General features: G+C 70.9%; 23 protein-coding genes. 17 read left to right on the forward strand and 6 right to left on the reverse strand.

Features of this window, described 5'->3' with window-relative positions:
* The 13 genes from EOINJALH_RS10930 to EOINJALH_RS10990 form a co-directional block, all read left to right on the forward strand.
* On the forward strand, positions 1-555 hold a 555-nt coding region (locus tag EOINJALH_RS10930), incomplete at its 5' end, for a GspH/FimT family pseudopilin (RefSeq protein ID WP_088280394.1).
* A gap of 101 nt (positions 556-656) precedes the next feature.
* Positions 657-1,157 (forward strand): type IV pilin protein, encoded by a 501-nt coding sequence (locus EOINJALH_RS10935; RefSeq protein WP_088280395.1) that lies wholly within the window; start codon positions 657-659, stop codon positions 1,155-1,157.
* Entirely contained in the window at positions 1,154-1,729 is a 576-nt protein-coding gene (locus EOINJALH_RS10940) for a GspH/FimT family pseudopilin (RefSeq protein WP_088280415.1), read from the forward strand. Before EOINJALH_RS10935 ends, EOINJALH_RS10940 begins: the two co-directional genes overlap by 4 nt.
* Positions 1,720-2,445 carry a PilW family protein gene (locus EOINJALH_RS10945; RefSeq protein ID WP_088280396.1) on the forward strand — a complete coding sequence of 242 codons (726 nt, stop codon included), beginning with the start codon at positions 1,720-1,722 and terminating at the stop codon, positions 2,443-2,445. The genes EOINJALH_RS10940 and EOINJALH_RS10945 overlap by 10 nt, the downstream gene beginning before the upstream one ends.
* Positions 2,442-3,848, forward strand: a complete 1,407-nt coding sequence (locus EOINJALH_RS10950) for a hypothetical protein (RefSeq protein WP_144289970.1) — start codon at positions 2,442-2,444, stop codon at positions 3,846-3,848. The genes EOINJALH_RS10945 and EOINJALH_RS10950 overlap by 4 nt, the downstream gene beginning before the upstream one ends.
* An 11-nt stretch (positions 3,849-3,859) precedes the next feature.
* Positions 3,860-5,278: a prepilin-type N-terminal cleavage/methylation domain-containing protein gene (locus EOINJALH_RS10955; protein ID WP_088280398.1), complete on the forward strand. Its 1,419-nt coding sequence runs from the start codon at positions 3,860-3,862 to the stop codon at positions 5,276-5,278.
* A gap of 20 nt (positions 5,279-5,298) precedes the next feature.
* Positions 5,299-6,432 (forward strand): bifunctional diaminohydroxyphosphoribosylaminopyrimidine deaminase/5-amino-6-(5-phosphoribosylamino)uracil reductase RibD, encoded by a 1,134-nt coding sequence (gene ribD / locus EOINJALH_RS10960; protein ID WP_088280399.1) that lies wholly within the window; start codon positions 5,299-5,301, stop codon positions 6,430-6,432.
* A gap of 118 nt (positions 6,433-6,550) precedes the next feature.
* On the forward strand, positions 6,551-8,473 hold the full coding sequence (locus EOINJALH_RS10965) for an alkyl/aryl-sulfatase (protein WP_088280400.1): 1,923 nt from the start codon (positions 6,551-6,553) through the stop codon (positions 8,471-8,473).
* A gap of 34 nt (positions 8,474-8,507) precedes the next feature.
* The gene (gene araD / locus EOINJALH_RS10970) at positions 8,508-10,253 is read left to right on the forward strand and encodes an L-arabinonate dehydratase (RefSeq protein WP_088280401.1); all 1,746 of its coding nucleotides are present in this window, start codon (positions 8,508-8,510) and stop codon (positions 10,251-10,253) included.
* A gap of 35 nt (positions 10,254-10,288) precedes the next feature.
* Positions 10,289-10,846, forward strand: a complete 558-nt coding sequence (locus EOINJALH_RS32675) for a hypothetical protein (RefSeq protein ID WP_234413785.1) — start codon at positions 10,289-10,291, stop codon at positions 10,844-10,846.
* A gap of 9 nt (positions 10,847-10,855) precedes the next feature.
* Positions 10,856-11,839: a DUF6976 family protein gene (locus EOINJALH_RS10980; protein ID WP_088280403.1), complete on the forward strand. Its 984-nt coding sequence runs from the start codon at positions 10,856-10,858 to the stop codon at positions 11,837-11,839.
* A gap of 364 nt (positions 11,840-12,203) precedes the next feature.
* Positions 12,204-13,958 (forward strand): methyl-accepting chemotaxis protein, encoded by a 1,755-nt coding sequence (locus tag EOINJALH_RS10985; RefSeq protein WP_088280404.1) that lies wholly within the window; start codon positions 12,204-12,206, stop codon positions 13,956-13,958.
* Between the two features lie 49 nt (positions 13,959-14,007).
* Positions 14,008-14,565: a chemotaxis protein CheW gene (locus tag EOINJALH_RS10990; RefSeq protein ID WP_088280405.1), complete on the forward strand. Its 558-nt coding sequence runs from the start codon at positions 14,008-14,010 to the stop codon at positions 14,563-14,565.
* 110 nt (positions 14,566-14,675) lie between these two features.
* On the opposite strand, the gene EOINJALH_RS10995 is transcribed toward EOINJALH_RS10990, so the two are convergent.
* Together EOINJALH_RS10995 and EOINJALH_RS11000 are read right to left on the reverse strand one after the other, a co-directional pair.
* On the reverse strand, positions 14,676-15,602 hold the full coding sequence (locus tag EOINJALH_RS10995; RefSeq protein ID WP_088280406.1) for a DUF2145 domain-containing protein: 927 nt from the start codon (positions 15,600-15,602) through the stop codon (positions 14,676-14,678).
* Positions 15,603-15,613: 11 nt separating this feature from the next.
* Positions 15,614-16,081, reverse strand: a complete 468-nt coding sequence (locus tag EOINJALH_RS11000) for a hypothetical protein (protein ID WP_088280407.1) — start codon at positions 16,079-16,081, stop codon at positions 15,614-15,616.
* A gap of 246 nt (positions 16,082-16,327) precedes the next feature.
* Here EOINJALH_RS11000 and EOINJALH_RS11005 point away from each other — a divergent pair, with 246 nt between their 5' ends.
* Positions 16,328-17,881 (forward strand): methyl-accepting chemotaxis protein, encoded by a 1,554-nt coding sequence (locus EOINJALH_RS11005; protein WP_088280408.1) that lies wholly within the window; start codon positions 16,328-16,330, stop codon positions 17,879-17,881.
* Positions 17,882-17,921: 40 nt separating this feature from the next.
* On the opposite strand, the gene EOINJALH_RS11010 is transcribed toward EOINJALH_RS11005, so the two are convergent.
* From EOINJALH_RS11010 to EOINJALH_RS11020, 4 genes are read right to left on the reverse strand one after another with little or no spacing between them, the layout of a single operon-like run.
* Complete coding sequence (locus tag EOINJALH_RS11010; RefSeq protein ID WP_088280409.1) at positions 17,922-18,344, reverse strand: PaaI family thioesterase; 423 nt, start codon at positions 18,342-18,344, stop codon at positions 17,922-17,924.
* Between the two features lie 11 nt (positions 18,345-18,355).
* The gene (locus tag EOINJALH_RS11015) at positions 18,356-19,777 is read right to left on the reverse strand and encodes an MATE family efflux transporter (RefSeq protein WP_158219720.1); all 1,422 of its coding nucleotides are present in this window, start codon (positions 19,775-19,777) and stop codon (positions 18,356-18,358) included.
* A gap of 13 nt (positions 19,778-19,790) precedes the next feature.
* Positions 19,791-19,928, reverse strand: a complete 138-nt coding sequence (locus EOINJALH_RS31680; protein ID WP_158219721.1) for a hypothetical protein — start codon at positions 19,926-19,928, stop codon at positions 19,791-19,793.
* Between the two features lie 3 nt (positions 19,929-19,931).
* Positions 19,932-20,522 (reverse strand): TetR/AcrR family transcriptional regulator, encoded by a 591-nt coding sequence (locus tag EOINJALH_RS11020; protein WP_088280411.1) that lies wholly within the window; start codon positions 20,520-20,522, stop codon positions 19,932-19,934.
* A gap of 282 nt (positions 20,523-20,804) precedes the next feature.
* Between EOINJALH_RS11020 and EOINJALH_RS11025 the strand changes: the two genes are divergently transcribed.
* From EOINJALH_RS11025 to EOINJALH_RS11035, 3 genes are all read left to right on the forward strand, one after another.
* The gene (locus EOINJALH_RS11025; RefSeq protein ID WP_088280412.1) at positions 20,805-21,902 is read left to right on the forward strand and encodes an enolase C-terminal domain-like protein; all 1,098 of its coding nucleotides are present in this window, start codon (positions 20,805-20,807) and stop codon (positions 21,900-21,902) included.
* Between the two features lie 138 nt (positions 21,903-22,040).
* A complete protein-coding gene (gene ylqF, locus EOINJALH_RS11030; RefSeq protein WP_088280413.1) occupies positions 22,041-22,997 on the forward strand; it encodes a ribosome biogenesis GTPase YlqF in 957 nt (318 codons plus the stop codon).
* Positions 22,998-23,279: 282 nt separating this feature from the next.
* Positions 23,280-24,705, forward strand: a 1,426-nt coding sequence (locus EOINJALH_RS11035) for an FAD-binding oxidoreductase (protein WP_088280414.1), incomplete at its 3' end; no start/stop codon positions are given.

A 24,705-nucleotide genomic window follows, 5' to 3' on the forward strand; every position in this document is an offset into this window, starting at 1 on the left:
TCGAGCGAGACGCCGGCGGCCGTCAGCGCCACCTCGCGCACGCGGGGCCTGTCGACGATCGAGTTGCTCTGTGCCGCCTCGGTGGCGCTGACGGCCGCCGGCGTCTCGCTCGACGGCATGGGTGATCTGATCCAGGCGCAGCGCCTGAAGGCGGCCGGGGCGGAGCTCGAATCCGAGCTGCAGCTGGCCCGGTCGATGGCCATTGCCGGCAGCCAGCCAGTGCGCCTGGCGATCCAGCAGACCGCGCAGGGCACCTGTACTTTGATCCACACCGGGCCGAAGAACGCCTGCGTCTGCAAGGCAGATGGCCTGCCCATGTGCGAAGGCGACGCCGCACCCCTGCACATGAACCTGCACGAGGCGGGCCGCGGCGTGTCGCACCTGAGCACGAAGGCCTCGCTGGCCTTCAGCGCCGAACTGGGCACGGTCACGCCAACGGCCACGCTGAAACTCGCGGATACAAAGGGCCGCGCGCTGCACCTGGTGGTCAACGTGATGGGGCGCGTCCGCAGTTGCTCGCCCGGCGCCAGGCTGAGCGGCCAGGCCGCGTGCTGAGCCCCCTCGGTCGCGGTGCGCCACGACGAACGGCCGCGCCCTGCCGACGAACGGCCGGCCAGGCCCGTGCGTTCGTCGCCCCTGCTCGCGACAATCGCGCCATGACAAAGGCACGAGTCACCACCCCCGAAGCGGTCCGGGGCTTCACGCTGATCGAGTTGATGATCACGGTGGCCATCGTCGGCATCCTGGCGGCACTCGCCTACCCCAGCTTCGTCGACGTCATGCGCAAGGGCCGCCGCGCCGACGCGGTGGCGGCGCTCACCCGGGTGCAGCACGCGCAGGAGCGCTTCCGCGCCAATCGGGCCACCTACTCGGGCGCACTGGATGCCACCGGCGCCGACCCCGATGCCTTGCCCCTGGCCGACACCTCCCCCGACGGCCACTACACCATCGCCCTGGCCAACGCCGGTCCGCGCACCTACACCGCCACGGCCACGGCCTCGGCCTCGTCGCCGCAGTCCAACGATGCCAAGTGCAAGGTGTTGCGCATCGCATTGGGGTCCAACGTCAACGATCACAGCGGCCTGGTGCGGTTCAGCTCGACCAACGCGGGCAATGTCACCGACACGTCTGTCAACAATCCGTGCTGGGTGAAATGACTCGACTGCCTGCTCCCGCGCCGCGTCGGCCCGATGGGTTCACGCTGGTCGAACTGCTGGTCACCGTCTCGATCGCCGGCGTGCTGCTGATGCTGGCGGCACCCTCGGTGACCGAATGGATCCTGGTCCAGCGCGTGCGCGCCTCGGCGGCCGAGATGGTCACCGACATCCAGTACGCCCGCGGGGAAGCCGTGCGGCGCGGTGTGAACGTGGCCATCACGTTCCAGAACGTCGCCACGCAGACCTGCTACACGGTGCACACCACCAACCTGTTCAATGCCTGCCGATGCAGCCTGCCGACCGGAACCGCCTGTGGCGGCGCCAACGCGGGCAATCGCTTCGAGCTGAAGACCGTCAACGTGATCAAGACCAGCAAGATCACCGTCGTGTCCGACCGCGCGAGCCTGGTGTTCGATGCCATCCGTGGCCTGCCCACCGGCATGAACACCATGCAGGTCGACGTCAGCGGCGGTGCCAATCGAAAGCTCAGGGTCCTGACCAACGCCACCGGGCGGCCGCAGGTCTGCGCGCCCGAAGGCTCAACCATCGTGGGGCACCCGGCATGCGCGTGATCGGCCATCGCTTCGCCCGGCGCCTGCGGCGCGGGCTGTCCATCGTCGAGATGCTGGTCGGCATCGCGATCGGCATGTTCGTGCTCGCCGGCGCCACCATGGTCGTCACCGGACAGCTGTCCGATAACCGACTGCTGCTGCTCGAGACCCAGATCCAGCAGGATCTGCGCGCCACCGCCGACATCATCGCCCGCGACGTGCGCCGGGCCGGCTACTGGGGTCATGCCGGCGACACGGTGTGGCCCGCCGCCGGCGCGGTGGTGCAGGTAAATCCCTACCGCGGGCTGTGGGAGGACGTGGGCAATGGCCGGACCGAACTCATGTATTCGCGCTCGGATTCGCTGCCGCCCCTGTCGCCGCCGCCGATCGGCGAGAACGATGTCGAGGACGCTTCAGAGCAGTTCGGCTTCGCGCTGGACGCCGCGAGCGGCGTGATCGAGATGCAGATCGGCGCGGGCGGATGGCAGGCCCTCACCGATGCCAACGTGCTGGAGATCACCCAGTTCGCCGCCCCCGTGGCCGTGAACACGCTGGTGGTGCCATGCGCCAAGGAATGCCCCGGTGTGGGTGGCACGGCCTGCTGGCCGCGCCAGCAGATCCGCAGCGTGACGATCGGCATCACCGGCCGCGCGCGCCACGATGCGGCCGTGCAACGCAGCGTCGGCACCACCGTTCGGCTGCGCAACGACGGAGTGGCCGGCACATGCCCCGCATGACCCGCACCCCCCTGGGCCATCGCCGTCCGAGGCGCGTGCGTCGGGCGCTCCCGGCGCGCCCGGCCTCCGGCGTGGCCACCTTGACGATCGTGATGCTGCTGTTCTTCGTCATGGCCATGGTGGCGGCCTACGCCAACCGCAACCTGATCTACGAGCAGCGCGTCTCGGTCAACAACTACCGCGCGACGACGGCCACCAGCGCCGCCGATGCAGGCATCGACTGGGCCGTCGCCATGCTCAGTGGCGGACGGCTGGATGCCACCTGCCAGCCCAGCGTCAATGTGGCCGATTCCGATTTTCGCAGCCGCTACTTCCAGACCCAGGCGGACGGGTCGTACAACCACTTCACGTGGGTCGACCCGGCCGATCCGGTAGCACCCCGTCCCCGCACGGTGGCGTGCGTGATGACCGATGCACCGGTCGGACCGGGGTCGGCGTGGCAGTGCAGCTGCCCCATCGACGCCCGGCCGACCCTGCCGTTCGTCCAGGGTCCCGCTCCGGTGTTCCGTCTCGAGTTCATCGGCATGCCCGGCAGCCCCGGTCGGGTGGTGGTGCGCGCGCGCGGCTGCTCCAGCATGGGCTACTCCACCACCATCGAGGCCGACCCGAACCAGGCCACGGCCTGCCAGTCGGCGTACGGCAGCGTGCGGCCCTGGGTCGACGCGGTCACCGACCTGCAGATCACGCTGGGCCTGGCGCGCGCCCTGCCCATCCCGCCGGTGGCCGCGCTCACGGTCGGCGACACGATCACCATGGCCGGCGCCAACCTGCTGACCGTCAGCAACCCCGATGCCCGCACCGGGGTCACGCTGCACACGGGTCGGCCGATCGTCGCGGCGACGCCGCCCGCGCTGATCGGCCCCGCCGGGTCCAGGGGCGCCGGTTCGACGAGCCTCGACGATCCCGAACTGCTGCTGCGATCGGCACCGCCGGCGGGCCGGCTCGACCTGTTCCAGACGCTGTTCGGCATGGACGCCGGCACCTACAGCCGCCAGCCGTCCTCCGTGATGGTGAACTGCCCCCTCGGCTGCACCAGCGCCAGCATCGCGGGCGCGGTGGCCAACAACCCCGGCCGGGTGATCTGGGTCGCGGGCGACATCAACCTCAACGACGCCGGCGCACTGGGCACGGCGGCCGTGCCGGTGATGCTGGTGGCCACGGGTGACGTGCGGGTGTCCGCGGTGGTCACGGTCAACGGCTTCGTGTTCAGCGGACGCGACATCCAGTGGGCGGCCACGGCGGCCGGCTCGACCATCATCGGGTCGGTCGTGGCCACGCGCAACTTCCAGGGCGACGCACCGGTGACCATCGCCTACGACGCCGACATCATGCAACGCATCAGCCTGGGTTATGGCTCGTTCGTGCGCGTGCCAGGCAGCTGGCAGAACACCACGCTCCAGTGACGGACATCGACATGCACCCCACCAACGGTATTCGTCGACCACGGCGCTCACGCGGTGTCTCGCTGGTCGAGGCGCTCATCGCCATGGCCATCATGGCCTTCGGCATGCTCGCCGTCGTCGGCGTCCAGGCCACGCTGCGCATGAACGCCGACATCGCCAAGCAGCGCTCGGAGGCCACCCGCCTGGCTGAACAGGAGCTCGAGCAGTTGCGGTCCTTCCAGGAAATGGCGGCCGTGGCCGGCGCGACACTGGGCTGGGACGAGGTCGTCACCCAGATGGGCACCGTGGCCGTGGTCGCCGTCGCGAACACCACGTTCACCATCGACCGGATCGTCAACAACGAGGTCGGCTCGGCGCAGAAGTCGCTCACCATCGCCGTCAGCTGGCAGGACCGCCACGACGACCGCCAGACCGTGGTGCTGCGCAACGTGCTGGCCGGCGCCGCGCCGGTGCTGTCCGGCCTGCTGTCGGTGCCGCCGACGCGCACGGCCGCCTCGCAACGCTCGGGCCGACACCCGACCATCCCACCCCGCGCGAAGGACATGGGCTCCGGCGAAAGCGTGTTCAAGCCCCGCGAGGGCGGCACGGTGGCCTGGACCTTCAACAACACCACCGGCGTGATCACGCGCGTCTGCATCGTCGTTGCGGCCTCTACCTCCGAGACCCTCGACGAAGGCTCGCTCGGCGTCTGCAGCGCTACCACGGCGCAGCTGCTGTCGGGTTACGTGCGCTTCAACCTGGCCGGTGTCGCCAATCGCCTGGACGACGATGTCAGCGTGTACAAGCCGTCCGGCGACGACCACGACCTGGCCTGGGTGATCAACAACGCCACCGGCGAGATCGTCAAGCAATGCGATGTCGGCAACGAGGACACCGAGGACCTGGAACTCGGCGACCTGGACGACTGCGCCGCGGTCGTTCCACCGCAGCCGATCGGCCCGGTGAATGCCGCCAACGACGCCGGCCGAGCCCTCACCGCCGCCGACGCGGACGACCCTCGCTGGCCGGCCATGCCGACGACCGTGTCGCTGGGGCTGACCAGCGTGGACCATGCCGCCGGCACCACCTGCTTCACCCAGCTTCTCGGGTCCATGTCCGACGCGATGCGTCAGTTCTCGGTCGAGTACTTCTGCATCGTCATGCCCAACCCGCTGGGCACCTGGAGCGGCCGGTCCACCGTGTCGATCTCGGACTGGGACATCGGCACCGATCGAGACGAGGTGCGCGTCTGCCGCTACACCCAGGCCGCCAACGACGTCACCGACAACACCGACCATCCGCGCAACTACACCGACGTGGCCGGCAACCTGATCAACCAGAACTTCCTGGTGGTGAACGGCAGCAAGGCCTGCCCGACCGACGTGGCCGCCAACCCGGCGGCCGCCGATTTCGTCAACACGAACACCCGGCAGCACCAGCCCGCGCCCTGACGCGCCGATCGTTCCCCGCGATGTCCTTCGGCGCACTCGACCTCGGTCTGCTGCACAGGGCGGTCGAGCTGGCGCACCAGTCGATCGGGCTGTCCGAACCCAATCCGCGGGTCGGTTGCGTGCTGCACACGGCCAGCGGCCAATTGGCTGCCGAGGGCTTCACCCAGGAGGCCGGCGGCCCGCACGCCGAGGCACACGCGCTGCGAGTCGCGGCCACGGCCGGGCACGACGTGCGCGGCGGTACCGCCTGGGTCTCGCTCGAGCCCTGCGCCCACCACGGCCGCACGCCACCGTGCTGCGACGCGCTCATCGCCGCCGGCCTGGCCCGCGTGGTGGTGGCCATCACCGACCCCTTTCCCCAGGTGGCCGGCCAGGGCCTGGCGCGGCTGCGCGCCGCCGGCATCGAGGTGGTGCTGGCACCGCCCTGTGCGGCCGTGGACGCGGCGCGTGAGCTGAACCTCGGCTTCCTGTCGCGTGTGCTGCGCCAGCGGCCCTGGGTGCGCCTGAAGATCGCCGCTTCGCTGGATGGCCGCACCGCGCTGGCCGACGGCCGCAGCCAGTGGATCACCGGCATCGACGCGCGCACCGACGGCCACCGCTGGCGCAAGCGGGCCGGCGCCATCCTCACCGGCATCGGCACGGTGCTCGACGACGACCCGCGACTCGACGTGCGCCTGGTGCCCACCGAGCGCCAGCCGCGGCGCATCGTGGTCGACCCCACGCTGCGCCTGCCGCTCGAGGCCTGCGTGCTGCCACCGCCGGGCGACACGCTGGTGGTGCATGCCGACGCGCCCGCCGAGCGCGTGGCGGCGCTGGCCGCCCGCGGCGCCACGCTCGAATCCCTGCCGGGCCCCGAGGGCCGCATCGACCTGCACCGGCTGATGACCCGCCTGGGCGAGACCGGCGTCAACGAACTGCACGTCGAGGCCGGCGCCACGCTGAGCGGCGCCCTGCTGCAGGCCGGCCTGGTCGACGAGTTGCTGGTGTACCTGGCGCCCAAGCTGCTGGGGCCTGGCCGCGACATGGCCGTGCTGCCACCCTTGGCGAGCCTGGACCAGGCGCCCAGCTTCCTCGTGCACACGCTGGCCCTGGTGGGCGACGACGTGCGGCTCGTGCTGCGCCCGGCGGGCCGCGCCGACTTCGCCGGGCGGTAGCCCGCCCGCGCTGCCGGCACCGCAAGCGCGGGCACCGTGGCTGCGGGACAACCCGCGCGAAGACCTTGCGTGGCGGGCGCCAGAATCGAAGCCCCGAGCACCGCCCGAGACCTTCGACATGGCCCTCGACGACACCCCCGGCTGCGCCCACGCCGCCACCCTCGACTTCCACCGGCTGATGGCGCAATCGATGCCCGCAGAGGACAGCGAAGACTGGCACGACGCGCGCCGCGGCTTCATCGGCACGGTGGCCGATGCACAGGTCAACCGGCCCAAAGGCCCGCCGGCCTGGAACCTCGAGGCCTATGGCTTCCTCGACGACGAGCAAGCGGCCGACACCGTGCACCCCAGTCTGTGGCGCCAGGCGCGGCTGAACCGCGTGCACGGCCTGTTCGAGGTGACGCCGCGCATCTTCCAGGTGCGCGGCTTCGACATCGCCAACATCACCTTCATCGAGGGCGACACCGGCGTCATCGCGCTCGACGCCCTCACCTGCCCCGAGACGGCCGCCGCCGCGCTGGCGCTGTACCGCGAGCACCGCGGCCCGCGCACCGTGCACACGGTGATCTACAGCCACAGCCACGGCGACCACTTCGGCGGCGTGCACGGCCTGGTCAGCGAGGCCGACGTGAAGGCCGGCCGGGTGCAGGTGATCGCACCCTCGGGCTTCCTGTACCACGCCACCGCCGAGAACGTGATCGCCGGCGTGGCGATGGCGCGGCGCGCGCAGTTCCAGTTCGGCCACACGCTCGACAAGGGCCCGCGCGGCCAGGTCGACGCCGGCCTGGGCAAGACCCTGCCGCTGGGCCGGCCCGGCCTGATCGCACCCACCTGGACGATCGAGGCCGCGCACGAGCGCCACGTGATCGACGGCGTCGAGATCCACTTCCAGCTGACGCCCGAGACCGAGGCGCCGTCGGAGATGCACTTCTACTTTCCCGGCGAACGCGCGCTCAACCTGGCCGAGAACGCCACGCACAACCTGCACAACCTCTGCCCGCTGCGCGGCGCCAAGGTGCGCGATTCGCTGGCCTGGGCCAAGTACCTGCACCAGGCGCTGGTGCGCTGGGGCGACGGCGCCGACGTGGTCTTTGCCCAGCACCACTGGCCCACCTGGGGTGCGGCCCGCGTGCAGCGCTTCATCGCCGAGCAGCGCGACCTGTACCGCGTGCTGCACGACCAGACCGTGCGGCTCATGAGCCATGGCCTGAAGGCCGCCGAGATCGCCGAGCGGCTGCAACTGCCCGAGGCCCTGGCGCAGCGCTGGCACACCCGCGGCTACTACGGCACCGTCTCGCACAACGTCAAGGCCATCGTCCAGCACTACCTCAGCTGGTACGACGCCCACCCGGCCAACCTCAACGCGCTGCCCCCGGTGGAGGCCGCGCGCAAGCACGTCGACTACATGGGCGGCCTCGACGCGCTGATGGCGCGCGCCGCGGCGGATTTCGAGCGCGGCGAGTTCCGCTGGGTGGCCGAGGTGATGAAGCACGCCGTCTACGCCCATCCCGACCATCCCCCGGCACGCGACCTGGCGGCACGCGCGCTGGAGCAGATGGGCTATCAGGCCGAGTCAGCGACATGGCGCAACGCCTACCTGCTGGCCGCGCGTGAATACCGCAGCGGCCCGCCACCGGCCACGGTGATGATGGCCGGCAACATGCTGCTTGGCGCCCTGAGCAACGAGTTGCTGTTCGACGCGCTGGCGGTGCGGGTGAACGCGCCGCGCGCGCAGGCGCAGCGCTTCTCGATCGGCTGGCACTTCACCTGCAGCGGCGCGCACTGGCTCAGCACGCTGTCGCACGGCGCGCTCAGCAGCCTGGCGGTCGACGACCTCGCCGCCTCCGACGTGCAGGTGGCCTGCACCCGCGCCACGCTGGACGAGGTGCTGATGCAGACCCTGCCGATGCCGCAGGCGCTGGCCGAGGGCCGCATCGTGCTGTCGGGACAGGCGGCCCTGCTCGGCACCCTGTTCGACCTGCTGGATCGCTTCAGCGGCACCTTCCCGGTGGTGGACGCGGCGCCCTGGCCCGACCGCTGATGCCACTCCCCCCGATGAGCCTGCCCTGCCCGCCATGACCCGAACCAACCCTCCGCGCAAGACCCCCGACACGCTGCGCAGCGCGCGTTGGTTCGCGCCCGACGACTTCCGCTCCTTCGGCCACCGCTCGCGCCTGATGCAGATGGGCTACGCGCCGGCCGACTGGGCGGGCAAGCCGGTGATCGCCATCATCAACACCTGGAGCGACGCCAACCAGTGCCACGCGCACTTCAAGCAGCGCGTCGAAGACGTCAAGCGCGGCGTGCTGCAGGCCGGCGGCCTGCCGCTGGAACTGCCCGCCATCAGCCTGTCCGAGCCCATCGTCAAGCCGACGACCATGCTGTATCGCAACTTCCTGGCGATGGAGACCGAGGAACTGCTGCGCAGCCACCCGGTCGACGGGGCGGTGCTGATGGGCGGCTGCGACAAGACCACGCCCGGCCTGACGATGGGCGCCCTGAGCATGGGCCTGCCTTTCGTCTACCTGCCCGCCGGGCCCATGCTGCGCGGCCACTGGCGCGGCCAGGTGTTGGGCTCGGGCTCGGACGCCTTCAAGTACTGGGACGAACGCCGCGCCGGCCGCCTGAGCGACCGGGCCTGGCAGGAGATGGAGGCCGGCATCGCGCGCAGCCACGGCACCTGCATGACCATGGGCACCGCCGCCACGATGATGGGCATCGCCGAGGCCATCGGCCTGACGCTGCCGGGCGCATCCAGCATCCCCGCGGCCGACGCCGGCCACATCCGCATGAGCGCCGAATGCGGCCGCCGCATCGTCGACATGGTGTGGGACGACCTCACCCCGGCCCGGCTGCTGACGCGCGCGAACTTCGAGAACGGCATCGCGTGCGCGATGGCCATGGGCTGCAGCACCAACGCCATCATCCACGTCATCGCCATGTCGCGCCGCGCCGGCCACCCGGTGACGCTGGACGACTTCGACGCCGCCAGCCGCCACGTGCCGGTGATCGCCAACATCCGGCCCAGCGGCGAGAAATACCTGATGGAAGACTTCTACTACGCCGGCGGCCTGCCGGCGATGCTGGAGCGCATCCGCGGCCACCTGCACACCGATGCGCTCACCGTCAACGGCCGCACGCTGGGCGACAACATCGCCGGCGCCGAGTGCCACGACGACGACGTGATCCGCCCGCTGGCGAACCCGATCTACGCCGAGGGCGCGCTGGCCGTGCTGCGCGGCAACCTGGCGCCCGACGGCGTGGTCATCAAGCCCAGCGCCTGCGCACCGCACCTGCTGCAGCACACCGGCCGCGCGCTGGTCTTCGACGACTACCCGGCCCTGAAGAAGGCCGTGGATGACCCTGACCTAGACGTCACCGGAGAGGACATCCTGGTGTTGCGTTATGCCGGCCCGAAGGGCGCAGGCATGCCCGAGTGGGGCATGCTGCCGATCCCGACCAAGCTGCTGAAGGCCGGCGTGACCGACATGCTGCGCCTCAGCGACGCGCGCATGAGCGGCACCAGCTACGGCGGCTGCCTGCTGCACTGTGCGCCCGAGGCCGCGATGGGCGGCCCGCTGGCGCTGGTGCGCAGCGGCGACCGCATCACGGTGGACGTGCCGGCGCGGCGCATCCACCTGGAGGTGAGCGACGCCGAACTCGCCGCGCGCCGCGCCGCCTGGACACCGCCGCCAGCGCGCTACGAGCGCGGCTACGGCTGGATGTTCGGCCGCCACATCCTGCAGGCCGACCAGGGCTGCGACTTCGACTTCCTCGAAACCTCGTTCGGCGCGCCGGTGGTGGAGCCGGACATCTACTGACCGCCCACAGGGGCGGCAGAGAAGGAATGGCCGCCGTGGCCAAAGCGGCTGCGGCAGACCCATCACGTGTCTCTGCACCCTGCGGCACAGCAGTTCGCCCGTCCGGGCAGGCGCCGGAACAGGCGCCGCTTGCGAAAGCGGCCGAAGGTCGCCGTTTCGACAGTGCAGATGCCTTGACCGATTGGATGCGGGCGACCGCGCCAACTGGTACCGAATCGCCCTGCTGCTCGACAGATTCATCACGGGTGATTGTTCCGACGATGAACTCGCAGCAACGGCCCGCATGCCGATGTCAAGTTCCGACGACGCCGGCCGATATGCGAACTACCGCGCCAAGTGCGGCACCCGTTCGCGTCCTCAATTTCCAAGGAATCGATATGTCTCTTCCAGCATTGCAGAGCCCGGTCTGGCAGAAGCTGGCCAGCGGCTCGCTCGCCCGACTGCGCACCCAGAACCTCGGCATTCAGTTGATGGCCAAGCGCCTCCAGGGCAGCAACGCCAGCATGACCGCAAAAGCCGCCGAGATTCACGCCTTCTTCTCCAAGTGGGAGCGTGTGCTTCAGGCTGAGATCCAGCAATTCACCACCGTGTAAGGAGCCAGCATGCTGAACGAACTGATGACCACGGCAAATGCCGCCGAGTTGATTGAACGCGGCGGGAAGCTGGCGATTGCCGGGCCCAAGGTCGACCTGGAGCGCCTGCCCGCAGGCCACTGGATCGGCGGCACCATCCCCTATTTCATGCTGCCCAGCGGCGGCACCGTCGTGACCGACGGGAAAGTGTTCGTCACCGACCTGTCGGCCGTGGGCGATGTGCACATCGCGTACCAGCCCGCAGACGATCTGGCCGGCATTGCACGCAACGCCCCCGAGAACGGCTTCTCGTTCACCATCATCCCGGCCGGCAGCAGCGCGCATCAGCGGTTCGCGGCAGAAGCCGCAAGCTACGAAGGCGCCTTCCTGAAGCCCACCGTGGGCTGGATCGCAGGCGTTCATCTGTCCGACCTGGGCCATGACACGGCGCTGGTGTACGACGGGCGCACCCGCACCGCGCACGCCGACGGCGCCGTCGTGGCCTACGTCGGCCTGCCGGACGACAAGGCCGCGCTGGTGGAGATCGTCAACCTGTTCGAGGCCGACGGCACCGATGTGCTGACCTTCGACGAGACGAGTTTCGCGGTGCGTCGCTGCCGGGTGAACGGTGAGCAGGTCGACTTTGCGGAATACGTGCGACAACGCGGCCTGGAGCACGGCCGCCTGCCGCTGGTGGGCGACTTTGCCGGCGCGCGCGTCAACGTGTCGCTGCAATCCGTCGGCAGCGACGGCACCGTGGCGCTCTATGCGCCGGTGTTCCCGGGCGTCGACTACCACTTCGCGCGCCAGGTGCCCGACTATGCCGCCGCCTTCCGGGACCAGCTCGAGCATGTCTCTCCGCAAGGCGTGGTGCTGGGCTGCAACTGCATCCTGAACTTCCTGTACGGTGAGCTGGAAGGCAAGGCCATCGGTGGTGTCGCCGGCCCGGTGACCTTCGGCGAGATCGCCTACCAATTGCTGAACCAGACCATGGTCATGGTGCGCATCGTGTGAGGCCGAGTTCCACCTGGAGCGCAACCGGAACCATGGGTTCCTGTACCTCGAGGTGACGACCGTTGGGGGCGAGCGGGCCGATTCATCGGCCCGCTCGCCTTTCTCGCTTTCCGGCTGCAGTGCAGCGGCGGAGGCGAGTCCTTGCGTTCGCAACCTGCCCGATCGACGCGCCTGCGCCCCTGCACGACAGAGGCGCGAGCACCTCCGTCAGCGGATTCTGCGCCGCGCTTGTCAAAGCTCAACGTTTGGCGAGGGCGCGCATCAACCCTGTGCCGGCATGGCCGACAACGTGGTGATCGCGGGACCGGCGTGAATGGTGACGGCCCCGTCCCGGCGCATGTCCACTCCAGCCAGGAACCACAGAATGAATTTCCTCCAAAGACTCAGCATCAGCGGCCGTCTTTATTCGGTGTCGCTGTTGCTCATCGCGGCGCTCACGGCGCTGGCCATCAATGCATGGATACAGCTCGTCCACGTCCGCGACCTGGCGCAAAGTGCGGGCGCGGTGAAAGTGCTCCAGCTCGGCCTGATCGCCAGCACCGAACTGAAGGTGTCGCAGGTGCTGTCCAGCGTGCGCCATGGCCTGCTGATGAAAGCGCCCAAGGACGTCGAGCTGGCCGAGCAGGACATCCAGAGCAAGCGGGCGCAGATCTCCAAGAACGATGCCGACTTCCTGAAGGAAATCACCACGCAGGCCGGGCGCGACGCCTTTGCGCAGGATTGGCTGGCACTGCAGAAGGTGACCTGGCCGGTGGCCGAGGCCAACATGCAACTCGTGCGTGACGGCAAGGCAGATGCGGCGCTGACCATGCTGATGGACAAGACCATTCCCGCCTTTGCGCGCATGCAAGACTGGCTCAGCGCCGAACGCAGCCGCCAGGACAAGAACCTGAGCCAGGAAGTGGAAGCCATCGGCGCAGCCGCCGACAGCATCCGGCTCCAACTGGGCGGCCTGGTGGCAGCCATCTCCGTGGGCCTGCTGGCCTTCTCCTGGTCCATTGCCCGCATCTTGCGTCAGCGTGTGAGCGAATCGCAGCAGGTGGCCGACCGGGTGCGCGAAGGTGACTTCACCATCGCCGTGGCCGACTCCGCTCGCGACGAATTCAGCCCCCTGTTGAGCTCGCTGTCGGCGATGCAGTCCTCGCTGACCGACGTGGTCGGCGTGGTTCGGGCCAACGCCGAAGGCGTGGCCACGGCCAGTGCGCAGATCGCCCAGGGCAACCAGGATCTGTCCGGTCGCACCGAGCAGCAGGCCAGCGCGCTGCAGCAAACGGCGGCCACGATGGAAGAGCTGGGCACCACCGTGCGCCACAACGCCGACAGCGCCAAGCAGGCCAACCAGTTGGCGCAGAGCGCCTCCGCGGTGGCCGCGCAAGGCGGTGAGGTGGTCGGCAAGGTCGTCACCACGATGCAGGCCATCAACGACAGCAGCCGCAAGATCGGCGACATCATCAGCGTGATCGACGGCATCGCGTTCCAGACCAACATCCTGGCGCTGAACGCGGCGGTCGAGGCCGCGCGTGCCGGCGAGCAGGGCCGCGGATTCGCCGTGGTGGCCAGCGAGGTGCGCAACCTGGCGCAACGCAGCGCCGAAGCCGCCAAGGAGATCAAGTCACTGATCGGGCGCAGCGTCGAGCAGGTCGAGCAAGGCACCCTGCTGGTCGACCAGGCCGGCAAGACGATGGGCGAGATCGTGGGCTCGATCCAGCGGGTGAGCGGCATCGTCGCCGAGATCACCGCGGCCAGCGCCGAGCAGAGCTCGGGCGTGCAGCAGGTGGGCGACGCCGTCAGCCAGATGGACCAGGCCACGCAGCAGAACGCCGCGCTGGTGGAACAAAGTGCCGCGGCCGCGGAAAGCCTCAGAGGCCAGGCCCAGCAGTTGGTGCAGGCCGTGGCCGTGTTCAAGTTGTCGCAGGGAGGCTTCGCGGGAGTGGCCTCCGCCGCGATGTCGGCAAGCCGTGCGCCCAGTGGCATGAGCCGCGGCGCGACCCCGTCGAAGAAGGTCACTGCCTCCGGACCCAAGGACAAGCCTGCCGCCTCGGCGGCACGGGCCGACGAGCAGGGCCACGTCGCCAGCGCTTCGGCCAAGGGCGGCGCAGACGACTGGACCTCGTTCTGAGCACGACCGACCGAACAAAGACGCGTCCCCCACGCTCCCGGAGACCCACATGAACATGGTCGTCGAACAACGTCCCACCGAAGCGCCTGCTGTCGCATCGGCTGCTGCACGGACTGCTGCGCCACTGGCCGCAGCAGCCGCCATGCCGAAGGAGTTCCTCAGCTTCCGCCTCGGTGGCGAGGAGTACGGCATCGACATCCTGCGGGTGCAAGAGATCCGCAGCTACGAGGCGCCCACGCGCATTGCCAATGCACTGCCCTTCCTGAAGGGCGTGGTCAACCTGCGCGGGGTCATCGTGCCCATCGTGGACCTTCGCCTCAAGCTGGGCTGCGAGACCGCCGAGTACACCGATTGCACCGTGGTGATCGTGCTGAACGTGCGCGACCGTGTGATCGGCGCGGTGGTGGATTCGGTGTCCGACGTGCTGGCACTCGGCGCCGACAGCATCAAGGCAGCGCCCGAGATGAACGCCTCGGTGGACGCCAACTACATCATGGGCATCGGCTGCATCAAGAGCGGTGACGTGGAACGCATGCTCATCCTGACCGACATCGAGGCGTTGATGGGCAGCGCTGACATGGGCTTGATGGACAGTGCGCGGCACTGACACCAGCCAAGATTGACGGCGCGGCCCCCGATCCATGCCGCCGCAAGGCGGCCAATGGACGCCGGCGGCGCGGTCGACTCCGCCCCGGCCTGCGCCGGTGCACCGCTCGCTCAGTCGAGCGCCGCCACGCGATCGCCCTCGCCGGGCCGGCAGCCCTCGGCCACCGGCTCCCAGCCGTGGTGGATGACCACCTGGCGGCCATCGTGGCACAGCTCCAGGCGCCGCGCGCCGGGCACGTGCGCGCGCACGAAGGCCTCGATCGACGCGGGCATCGTCGTGCGAAAGCGCAGCGCGAACAGATCGTCGGGCGGATGGTCGTCGAAGTACAGCCAGGGCACAAAGCCGGCGGCGGCCATCATCGGGTGCGAGCCCAGTTCGATCGGCTGCGGCGCATAGCCCTGTGCGGCCAGCCAGCGCTGCGCGCGCCCGCGCGGGGCGCTGTCGGCATCGGCCTGTGGATGGCCGGCATCGATGCCCGGCCCACCCCAGGCCGTGGCCAGCAGTTCCACCACCCACTGGTTGCAGTTCTGGTAGCGCAGGCTGTGCGCATGGGCGTTGGCGCTGTAGGTGCCTGCCAGCAGGCGCAGGGCGAGCGGCGTGTCCAGCGCCGCGCGCTGCAGCGCATCGGCCTCGGCCGGCGGCAGCAGCACGATCGACACGTGCCCCAGCGCCGGGTCGTCGGTGCCGAACACGAAGCCGGCCATGCCCTGGTCATACAGGCGCGGCCGGCCTTCGGCGCAGGCGAAGTAGAGCTGTCGCACCGACCAGGGGCCGTTGGGGCTGGCCTTCAGGCTGATGCCCGCATGCGTGAAGCGCACGCCGAAGCGGCCCAGCGCCAGCCCCGAGCGGGCGACCAGCGCCACCGACTCGCCAGAGGCCTCGAGCTCGCGCCGCACGATGGCCGAGAAGCGCAGTAGCCGGTCCTGCTGCGTCGCCGTGAGCGTGGGCGCCGCACTGCACAGCTGCAGCGACGCCGCCCGCGCCATCCCGGACACGGCGCACGCGCCCAGCAGGGCCGCGAGCCACAGCGCGCGCATCGGCCGGGGGGTCAGAGCGACAGCGCGCGCGGGTCGAGTTCGCGGTGCCAGTCGTCGGCCAGCACCAGGAAGAAGGCCTCGCGGGTGTCGGCACGGGCGAACTCCAGCCCATAGGGCCGGTGGCGCACCTGGACAAGCACCGCTGCCGCCACGCCGTGGCGCACCAGCGCGCGCTGCGGCAGGTCGAGCAGGAAGCCGCCGTCGTCGCCGCTGCCCTTGGCGGGTTGCAGCCGCAGCCGGCGCAATTCGGGCCGGTCGGCCAGTTCGGCGACCTGGACGATGCGGTAGTCGCCCTCGGCCACCTGCCGGCCGTCGCCGGACGAGCTGTGGCTGGAGCGGTGGATCGAGTCGGACAGGCTGCCCACCGAGGCCGAGCCGGCGCTCGAGGCCGACGACGCCAGCCCCTCGGCCAGGGCCGCGGGGGCAACGGCCAGGCCCATCGTCAACAGGCAGGCGCGTCGGGTCGTCATGAGGGTCATCGGGGCTCCTGGGCAGGTTCGGCGCACGGCCGCAGCCCGGAGGATAGCCGCAGCCCGGCGCGCGACGGTGACGAGCAAACGCAACCGATGTGATCGCCTGATGGGCCGGACCATGACCGGGCCGAACCATGACCGATCGAAGGCAGGGACGGCAAGACCCCGCTTTTCGGCGTTTCGAGCACGGGGCCCGCTGACAACATCGGGACATTCAACCGTGCGTCCTTCGAACGCCAGAAAGCTGAGGCCATGCGGCTCGCCAATCTGAAGATATGGGTCCAACTGCTCGTGACCATTGGGCTGGCACTGGCCGTGGTCTGGGCCGGCGGCATCCTGTGGCAGAACAAGGTCAACCGCGACGCGGCCATCGAGCAGGCGCGCGGCTTCTCGCTGAGCATGCACGACGCCACCATGGCTGGCCTGACCGGCATGATGGTCACCGGCACGATCGCCCAGCGCAGCGTGTTCCTCGACCAGATCAAGCAGCTCAACAACATCCGCGACGTGCGCGTCGTGCGTGGCGAAGCGATCACCAAGACCTTCGGTCCCGGCTCCGCCGCCGAGGTGCACGACCCCGATGCCGACGAGAAGCAGGTCTTGGCCACCGGCCAGGAGATCGTGCGGGTGGAGTCCGACGGCAAGGGCGAGTACCTGCGCGCCGTGCGCCCGACGCTGGCCCGCAAGAACTACCTCGGCAAGGATTGCACCACCTGCCACCAGGTGGCCGAGAACGCCGTGCTCGGTGTGGTGAGCATGAAGCTGTCACTCGACGAATCGATGGCCGCCATCGCGCGGCAGCGCGCCATGGCCATGTTCATGGCGCTGCTGACCTGCATCCCGGTGCTGCTGATCATCCACCCCTTCATCCGCAAGGTGGTGACGCGGCCGCTGGACCAGGGTGTGACCATAGCCCGTGACATCGCCGCCGGCGACCTGACCCACCCCATCGTCGTGGCCTCGACCAACGAGATCGGCCGCCTGCAACAGGCGCTGAAGGACATGCGCGACAGCCTGGTCACCGTGGTCGGCCGCGTGCGCGAAGGCACGCGCACCATCGCCACCGCGTCGGGGCAGATCGCCTCGGGCAACCTCGACCTGTCGTCGCGCACCGATGCGCAGGCCGAGGCCTTGCGGGCCACCGCCGAGTCGATGGCCCACCTCACCCAGACCGCGCGCCAGAACGCCGACCACGCCCGCCAGGCCAACGAGATGGCCATCTCGGCGTCGAAGGTGGCCGTGCAGGGCGGCACGGTGGTGTCGCAGGTGGTGGCGACGATGGACTCGATCAATGCCTCGTCCAGCCGCATCTCCGACATCGTCACCGTCATCGACGGCATCGCCTTCCAGACCAACATCCTGGCGTTGAACGCCGCGGTGGAGGCCTCGCGCGCCGGCGAGCATGGCCGCGGCTTCGCGGTGGTGGCGTCCGAAGTGCGCGTGCTAGCCCAACGCTCGGCGGACGCGGCCAAGGAAATCAAGGCGCTGATCGATGCCTCGGTGACGCAGACCCACAGCGGCTCGAAGCTGGTGCACCAGGCCGGCTCGACGATGAACGAGGTCGTGACCAGCATCCAGCGCGTCACCGACCTCATGGGCGGCATCAGCGCGGCCAGCCTGGGGCAGATCTCGGGCATCGAGCAGGTCAACTCGGCGATGGCTCAGATGGACGGCACCACCCGCATGAACGCCCAGTTGGTGGACGAGGCCGCCGCGGCCACGCGCTCGCTGCAGGAGCAGGCGGCACACCTCGACGAAGTGGTCGGGGTGTTCAAGCTGGGGCGCGAGCACAGCCACGCCGGCTGAGCCGGGCGACTTCCCCCCGGCGGGCCGGCCCGCAGAGCGCTCAGCGTGCGGCCGGGCCGTACAGCACCATCTGCGTGCAGCGGAACAGCGCGATGGTCTTGCCCGTTTCGCGGTGCGTGACCACCGCGTCCCACACCTGCGTGGTGCGGCCCAGGTGGGCCGGCGTCGCCACGCACTCGATGGTGCCGCTCAGCGCCGTGCCCAGGTGGTTGGACTTCAGCTCGATGGTGGTGAAGCCCTTCGCGCCCTCGGGCAGGTTGACCACGCAGCCATAGCCGGCGCAGGTGTCGGCCAGCGTGACCACGCTGCCCGCATGCAGGTAGCCGTTGGGCGCCATGGTGGTCGGCGCCACGGCCAGTTCGGCGCGCACCTCGGCCGGCGCGACATGGGTGACGACCAGGCCCAGGTGGCCCGGCAGCGCCGTGGCGCCGCGGGCGTTGAAGTGGTCGGCGGTGAGGGTCATGGCCTGTCCTTTCATGGTTTGATATCGTTTGATCGACGCGTCCAGCTGCCCAGCCGGATGGCGCCCGCGATCGTGCCGCCGTAGACCAGCATGCTGAAGGCGACGACGGCGAAGAAGCCCTCAGCCGACCCGTGCAGCACCGACACGCACAACCAGCCGCCGCCGGCCACCACCAGCAGGCGGGCCAGGCTGCCGGCCAGCGGCCAGGCCATGCGCCCCGCCCCCTGCGACGCGAAGAACAGCGCCAGCCCCAGGCCGAACAGGCCGTAGAAGCCGCCGACGATGCGCAGGTAGCTGCCGCCGACCGCCCGCACCGCCGCGTCGGCGGTGAAGAGGTCCATCCACAGCGCCGGCCACAGGGCCGCCACGGCGCCAATCGAGCCCGTGATGGCGGCCACCAGGCCGCCGCCGATCCAGGCCACGCGCAGCGCCCGCGGCGTCTGGCCGGCGCCCATGTTGGTGGCCACCATGGCGGTCAGCGCGGTGCCGAAGCCGAAGGCGATGGGCACCAGGATGTACTCGAGCCGCGCCGCCACGCCGTAGCCGGCCAGCGCCGCCGTGCCGAAGCTGCCGACGAAGGCGGTGGCCGCGGCGATCGACGCATTGCTGAGCACCGGGCTCAGCGAGGCCGGCGCGCCCACGCGCAGGATGTCGCGCAACAGGCCACCGTGCAGGCGCCAGGGCGCGCGGTTCAGGTGCACCGCGCCATCGCGCCGCAGCAGGTGGGCCGCCATCACCGCGGCGGCCAGCGCGTTGGTGGCCAGCGTGCTCCAGGCGGCCCCGGCCACGCCCAGGCCCGGCACCGGCCCCCAGCCGAACACCAGCAGCGGACACAGCAGCACATGCACCAGCGCCGTGGCCATCAGCATCAGCGACGGCAGCAGCATGTTGCCGGACCCCCGCACGATGGCCGCCAGCACGTTGGTCCACCAGATGACCGCGGCGCCGCCGAACAGCACGGTGGCATAGGCCATCGCCGCATCGAGCGCGGCGCCGCGTCCGCCCATCGCGCCGAACACGCCGCGGCCGAAGCCCAGCAGCACCGCCATGAAGGCCACGGCCAGGGCGCCCGCGATGAACAGCGCCTGCTGCGCGAGCCGGCCGGCGTCGTCGCCGCGGCCCGCGCCCAGCGCACGCGCCACCGCGGCGGTGGTGGCGCCGCCGATGCCGCCGGCCGACATCTGCAGCATCAGCATCGACAGCGGGAACACCAGCGCGATGCCGGCCAGCGCCTCGGCGCCCAGGCGGCCGAGGATGTAGCCGTCGTAGCCGATGACCAGCGTCGTCGCGAACAGGCCGATGACGTTGGGCGTGGCCAGCCGCAGCAGCGTGGGCAGCAGCGGCCCGTGCAGCATCTGCTGCGTGCGCGGGTTCGGCGGCGGGGGCGGCGGCGAACCGGCCGTCGGCGGATCGAGGGGCAGGACGGTGCTCACGCGGGTCTCCAGGTCATCGGCAGGCGGTGGCGGCCTGCAGCTGTTCGGGGTCGGTCGCCAATCGCGGACCGGTCGATTCGATATGACGGCCGTCATATTCCAGCGTGCCCGGCGTCGGCCCGCCGATGGCGGCGGTGTGCGCAGCGCGCATCGGTCAGGCGTCCGGAACGGGGTCGTGCTGCGCCAGCAGCGTGCGGCGCGTGGCGGCCAGCAGGGCCCGGCCCTCGGCGTTGTCGCCGAGCGCCCGCGCCAGTTGCAGCGCGCCGACCAGTTGGCCGGCCACGGCCGCGGCGCTGTCGGGCGGCGCGCCAGGCGGCAGCGCGGCCTGCACGCGGGCCACCAGCCCGCGCACGCGCACGGCCGCGGCCTCGCGCACCTCGGCGCACTGCCGGGGCATCTCGGAGGCCAGCGCGGCCACCGGGCAGCCGCTCTCGGCGGCCGCCAGGTGGCGGTCGGACAGGTAGCCCTCGACCAGCGCGCGCCAGGCGCTGGCGCCGCGCGCCTCGCGGGCCTGCGTGGCCCGCGCCAGGCTGGCAGCGCCCTGCTGGCCGGCATGGGCCAGGGCCTCGGCCAGCAGCGCATCGCGCGACGCGAAGTGGGCGTAGAAGCCGCCGTGCGTGAGCCCGGCCTCCTTCATGATGTCGGCCACGCCCACGCCCTGGAAGCCGGCGCGACGGATCGCCCGCGCCGCGGTCTCGACGATGCGCTCGTGGGTGGCTTCCTTGCGGCTGGGTGGGGCGGGCATGTGAAGGACTCTAACAGGAATATGACGATCATCATGTTGCCTGGCGCCGCATCTCCCCATCGCGAACGAGGGAGGCTGGCCGCTGCGACACCCGAGGTAGCAGTCGGCTGCTCGACACCGAACGGCGTGGCTCGACGCTGCGCATGGGTATCGGCCCCCGCTTGCGGTCCCGAACCATTCGACGGATAAACCGGCGGTCGGTGCCGACGCCGCCGCACCGACGTGCACGCCCTGCCCTGCACGCAGACGCGCCCGAAGACCCCCGAGGCCCCAGGAGACCGAATGACCCCACTGCCCCGCCTGCGGATCCGCGACCTGCGCGTGCGCGGCGTGCTGGTGCCGCTGCGCCTGCCGCTGCAGACCAGCGTCGGCACCGTCACCACCGCGCCGCTGGCGCTGATCGACCTGTTCACCGACGAGGGGGTCACCGGCTCCACCTACCTCTTCTGCTACACGCCGCTGGCGCTGAAGCCGGTGATGCAGATGCTGGCCAACCTGTTGCCGCTGATGGTGGGCGCGGCGGTGGCGCCGGCTGACCTGGACCGCAAGTTCCAGCGGCAGTTCCGCCTGCTGGGCAACAAAGGCGTGGTGGCGATGGCGCTGGCCGGCCTCGACATGGCGGCCTGGGATGCGCTGGCCCGCGCGCAGGCCGTGCCGCTCGTGCGGCTGCTCGGCGGCACGCCGCGGCCCATCCCGGCCTACAACAGCTGCGGCCTGGGCATCATGGGCGCCCAGCGCGTGGCGGCCGAGGCCGAGCAACTGGCGCGGGCCGGCCTGCCGGCGATGAAGGTGCGGCTGGGCTACGACGACGCGACAACCGACGTGCAGGTGGTGCGCGCGGTGCGCTCTGCCGTCGGCGATGGCCCGCTGCTGATGTCCGACTACAACCAGGCGCTGTCGGTGGCCGAGGCCAAGCACCGCCTGGCCGCGCTGGCCGGCGAAGGACTGCAGTGGGTCGAGGAGCCGACGCTGGCCGACGACCACGCCGGCCATGCCGCGCTGCGCCGTGGCTCGTCCGTGCGCATCCAGATGGGCGAGAACTGGTGGGGCCCGCTGGAGATGGCCAAGTGCCTCGCCGAGGGCGGCTCCGACCTGTGCATGCCCGATGCGATGAAGATCGGCGGCGTCACCGGTTGGATGCGCGCGGCGGCGCTGGCCGACAGCGCGGGCCTGCCGATGTCGAGCCACCTGTTCCCGGAGATCAGCGCGCACCTGCTGGCCGTCACGCCCACCTGCCACTGGCTCGAGTACGTCGACTGGGCCGACCCCATCCTGCAGGACACCTTGCGCCTCGAGCAGGGCCACGCCCTCGCGAACGACAGCCCCGGCACCGGCATCGCCTGGGACGAGGACGCTGTGGCGCGCTACCTGGCGCCCTGAACAGACCCTTGCGCCGTCGCGGCGTTCGGCCGGGTTGGCGGACGCCGCCGCAGGGCGGCGCCGCGGGCCGCGCGCCGCCCGGTGCGCCGTCCCGGACAATCGGGGCCGATTCCACCCGACGCGACAGGCAGCCCCACGATGGCCATCCAATGGTTCCCCGGCCACATGCACACCACCCGGCTGGCGATGGTGGAGCGGCTGAAGTCCGGCATCGACGTGGTGATCGAACTGCTCGATGCGCGCCTGCCCGGCTCCAGCGCCAACCCGCTGCTGGCCGAGCTGACCGCTGGCAAGCCCGCGCTGAAGCTGCTGAACAAGCAGGACCTGGCCGACCCTGCCCGCACCACGCTGTGGCTGGACCACTACAACGCGCAGCCCGGTACCCGCGCCATCGGCCTGGACGCCAGCGAGCCCGCGCCCGCGGCGCGCCTGGTCACGGCCTGCCGCGCGATGGCGCCGTTGCGCGGCGGCATGGTCAAGCCGCTGCGGCTGCTGATCTGCGGCATCCCCAACGTCGGCAAGAGCACGCTGATCAACACCCTGGTGCGGCGCAAGGCCGCCAAGACCGGCGACGAGGCGGGCATCACCAAGACCGAGCAGGTGATCGTGCTGGCCAGCGACGTGACGCTGTTCGACACCCCCGGCATGCTGTGGCCGCGCATCACGGTGCCGCAGAGCGGCTACCTGCTGGCCGCCAGCGGCGCGATCGGCCGCAACGCCTACGACGAGCACGAGGTGGCGCTGGTGCTGCTGGAGGCGCTGCAGGCCTCGTATGCCGCGGCCATCGCCACCCGCTACAAGCTGCCCGACGCAGCCGCCCTGGCGGCGATGCCGGCCGATGCGCTGCTGGAGCTGATCGCCCGCCAGCGCGGCCTGGTGCAGACCGGCGGACGCCTCAACCTGCAGAAGGCGGCCGAGGTGGTGCTGAACGACTTCCGCTCGGGCGCGATGGGCCGCGTGACGCTGGAAACGCCCGAGGAACACGCCCAGTGGGTGGCCGAGGGCCAGGCCCGGGAGGCCGCACGCGCCGCGAAGAAGAAGGGCCGCGGCAAGTCGCGGGATGCAGCGCCCCTCGACGATCCCGAGCACCCCTGATCGGCCCGCGCCGCCGGCAAGGCCGGTGGGCCCGGATCGTCCGACACCGCGGCATCGAGCCGTCGACACCCCTGCCCTCCGCGCCGCCGCGTGAGGCGGCAGCCCGACGCATCACCCGAGCCCCCGCCACCGGCACTGCCGCCGGCCGGCGACGATCGCCCGCGCCGTTCGCCCCTTGGCGGTCATGGACTCGCAGAAAGTGATTGCATTTCGCTCATTGCGCTTATCATCCGATCGCCTCGCAACCCCCTTTCGGCCGCAGCGGCAGCCGGGAAAGGCCCGATGAGCCTGATCGACGACCTGCGCGCGATGCTCGGTCGGGACGCCGTGCTGACCGAGGCGGGCGACCTGGCCGGCCATGTCGAGGACTGGCGTGGCCGCTACCGCGGCGATGCGGCCTGCGTGGTGCTGCCGTCCAGCACGGCCGAGGTGGCCGCGGTGGTGCAGGCCGCCGTGCGCGCCGGCACACCGGTGCTGCCCCAGGGCGGCAACACCAGCCTGTGCGGCGGCGCCGTGCCCGATGCGGCCGGCCCGCCCCCGGTGATCGTCAACCTGGCGCGCATGCGCCGCATCCGGTCGGTCGACGCGGCCAACCACTCGATGGAAGTCGAGGCGGGTTGCGTGCTGGCCCAGATCCAGCAGGCCGCCGCCGAGGCCGGGCGGCTCTACCCGGTGAGCCTGGGCGCCGAGGGTTCGTGCCAGATCGGCGGCAACATCGCCACCAACGCCGGCGGCACCGGCGTGCTGCGCTACGGCAACACCCGCGACAACGTGTTGGGCCTCGAGGTCGTGCTGCCCGACGGACAGGTCTGGAACGGCCTGTACCGCCTGCGCAAGAACAACACCGGCATCGACCTGAAGCACCTGTTCATCGGCGCCGAGGGCACGATGGGCATCGTCACCGCCACCGTGCTCAAGCTGCACCCGCTGCCGACGGCCCACGCCGTGGCCTGGATGGCGGTGCCCAGCCCCGCCACGGCCCTGGCCATGCTGGGGCGGGTGCAGACGGCCTGCGGCGCGCAGCTCTCGGCCTTCGAGATGGTCGACTCGGGTCAGTTGCAGTTCGTCGTCGACCACGTGCCCGGGCGCCGCATCCCCTTGCCGCTGACGCACCCCTGGCACGTGCTGGTGGAACTGTCCGACACGCGCGACGAGCCGGCCCTGGCCGAGGCGCTGCAGGCCGTGCTGCTGCAGGGCGCCGAGCGCGGGCTGGTGTCGGACGCCGTGGTCGCCAGCAGCGGCGCGCAGCGCGCGGCAATGTGGCAGGTGCGGCACAGCGTGTCGGAAGCCAACAAGAAGGCCGGCGTGGGCCTGACCGTCGACAGCGCCGTGCCGGTGTCGGCCGTGCCCGAGTTCATCGACCGCGCCAGCGCCGCGGTGCGCGAGATCCTCCCCGGCCTGCCGATCATCGTGGTGGCCCACCTGGGCGACGGCAACGTCCACTTCATCCCGTTCCTGGGCTTTGCCCAATGGGACGCGCTGCCCGACCGCGAGGCCACCGCGCGGCGCATCAAGCACGCAGTCAACGAAGTCAGCCACGCGCTGGGCGGCACCTTCAGTGCCGAGCACGGCATCGGGCAGACGCTCACCACCGAGATGGCCCACTTCAAGTCGCCGGTCGAACTGGCCCTGATGCGCGGCCTCAAGCAGTGGCTCGACCCCGCGCACCTGTTCAACCCCGGCCGGCTGCTGCCGGCACCGATCCCCC

Source organism: Ideonella sp. A 288 (assembly GCF_002198735.1).
GTDB lineage: Bacteria > Pseudomonadota > Gammaproteobacteria > Burkholderiales > Burkholderiaceae_C > Pseudaquabacterium.

Excerpts from the sequence above, each read along its gene's own strand:
- EOINJALH_RS10935 (WP_088280395.1), top strand. The coding sequence starts at position 657 with ATGACAAAGGCACGAGTCACCACCCCCGAAGCGGTCCGGGGCTTCACG.
- EOINJALH_RS11005 (WP_088280408.1), top strand. The coding sequence starts at position 16,328 with ATGCGGCTCGCCAATCTGAAGATATGGGTCCAACTGCTCGTGACCATT.
- EOINJALH_RS10990 (WP_088280405.1), top strand. The coding sequence starts at position 14,008 with ATGAACATGGTCGTCGAACAACGTCCCACCGAAGCGCCTGCTGTCGCA.
- EOINJALH_RS11020 (WP_088280411.1), bottom strand. The coding sequence starts at position 20,522 with ATGCCCGCCCCACCCAGCCGCAAGGAAGCCACCCACGAGCGCATCGTC.
- EOINJALH_RS10985 (WP_088280404.1), top strand. The coding sequence starts at position 12,204 with ATGAATTTCCTCCAAAGACTCAGCATCAGCGGCCGTCTTTATTCGGTG.
- EOINJALH_RS11000 (WP_088280407.1), bottom strand. The coding sequence starts at position 16,081 with ATGACCCTCATGACGACCCGACGCGCCTGCCTGTTGACGATGGGCCTG.
- EOINJALH_RS10940 (WP_088280415.1), top strand. The coding sequence starts at position 1,154 with ATGACTCGACTGCCTGCTCCCGCGCCGCGTCGGCCCGATGGGTTCACG.
- EOINJALH_RS10950 (WP_144289970.1), top strand. The coding sequence starts at position 2,442 with ATGACCCGCACCCCCCTGGGCCATCGCCGTCCGAGGCGCGTGCGTCGG.
- EOINJALH_RS10945 (WP_088280396.1), top strand. The coding sequence starts at position 1,720 with ATGCGCGTGATCGGCCATCGCTTCGCCCGGCGCCTGCGGCGCGGGCTG.
- araD (WP_088280401.1), top strand. The coding sequence starts at position 8,508 with ATGACCCGAACCAACCCTCCGCGCAAGACCCCCGACACGCTGCGCAGC.
- EOINJALH_RS11025 (WP_088280412.1), top strand. The coding sequence starts at position 20,805 with ATGACCCCACTGCCCCGCCTGCGGATCCGCGACCTGCGCGTGCGCGGC.
- EOINJALH_RS11010 (WP_088280409.1), bottom strand. The coding sequence starts at position 18,344 with ATGACCCTCACCGCCGACCACTTCAACGCCCGCGGCGCCACGGCGCTG.
- EOINJALH_RS10965 (WP_088280400.1), top strand. The coding sequence starts at position 6,551 with ATGGCCCTCGACGACACCCCCGGCTGCGCCCACGCCGCCACCCTCGAC.
- EOINJALH_RS31680 (WP_158219721.1), bottom strand. The coding sequence starts at position 19,928 with ATGCGCGCTGCGCACACCGCCGCCATCGGCGGGCCGACGCCGGGCACG.
- ribD (WP_088280399.1), top strand. The coding sequence starts at position 5,299 with ATGTCCTTCGGCGCACTCGACCTCGGTCTGCTGCACAGGGCGGTCGAG.
- EOINJALH_RS10995 (WP_088280406.1), bottom strand. The coding sequence starts at position 15,602 with ATGCGCGCGCTGTGGCTCGCGGCCCTGCTGGGCGCGTGCGCCGTGTCC.
- EOINJALH_RS10955 (WP_088280398.1), top strand. The coding sequence starts at position 3,860 with ATGCACCCCACCAACGGTATTCGTCGACCACGGCGCTCACGCGGTGTC.
- ylqF (WP_088280413.1), top strand. The coding sequence starts at position 22,041 with ATGGCCATCCAATGGTTCCCCGGCCACATGCACACCACCCGGCTGGCG.
- EOINJALH_RS10980 (WP_088280403.1), top strand. The coding sequence starts at position 10,856 with ATGCTGAACGAACTGATGACCACGGCAAATGCCGCCGAGTTGATTGAA.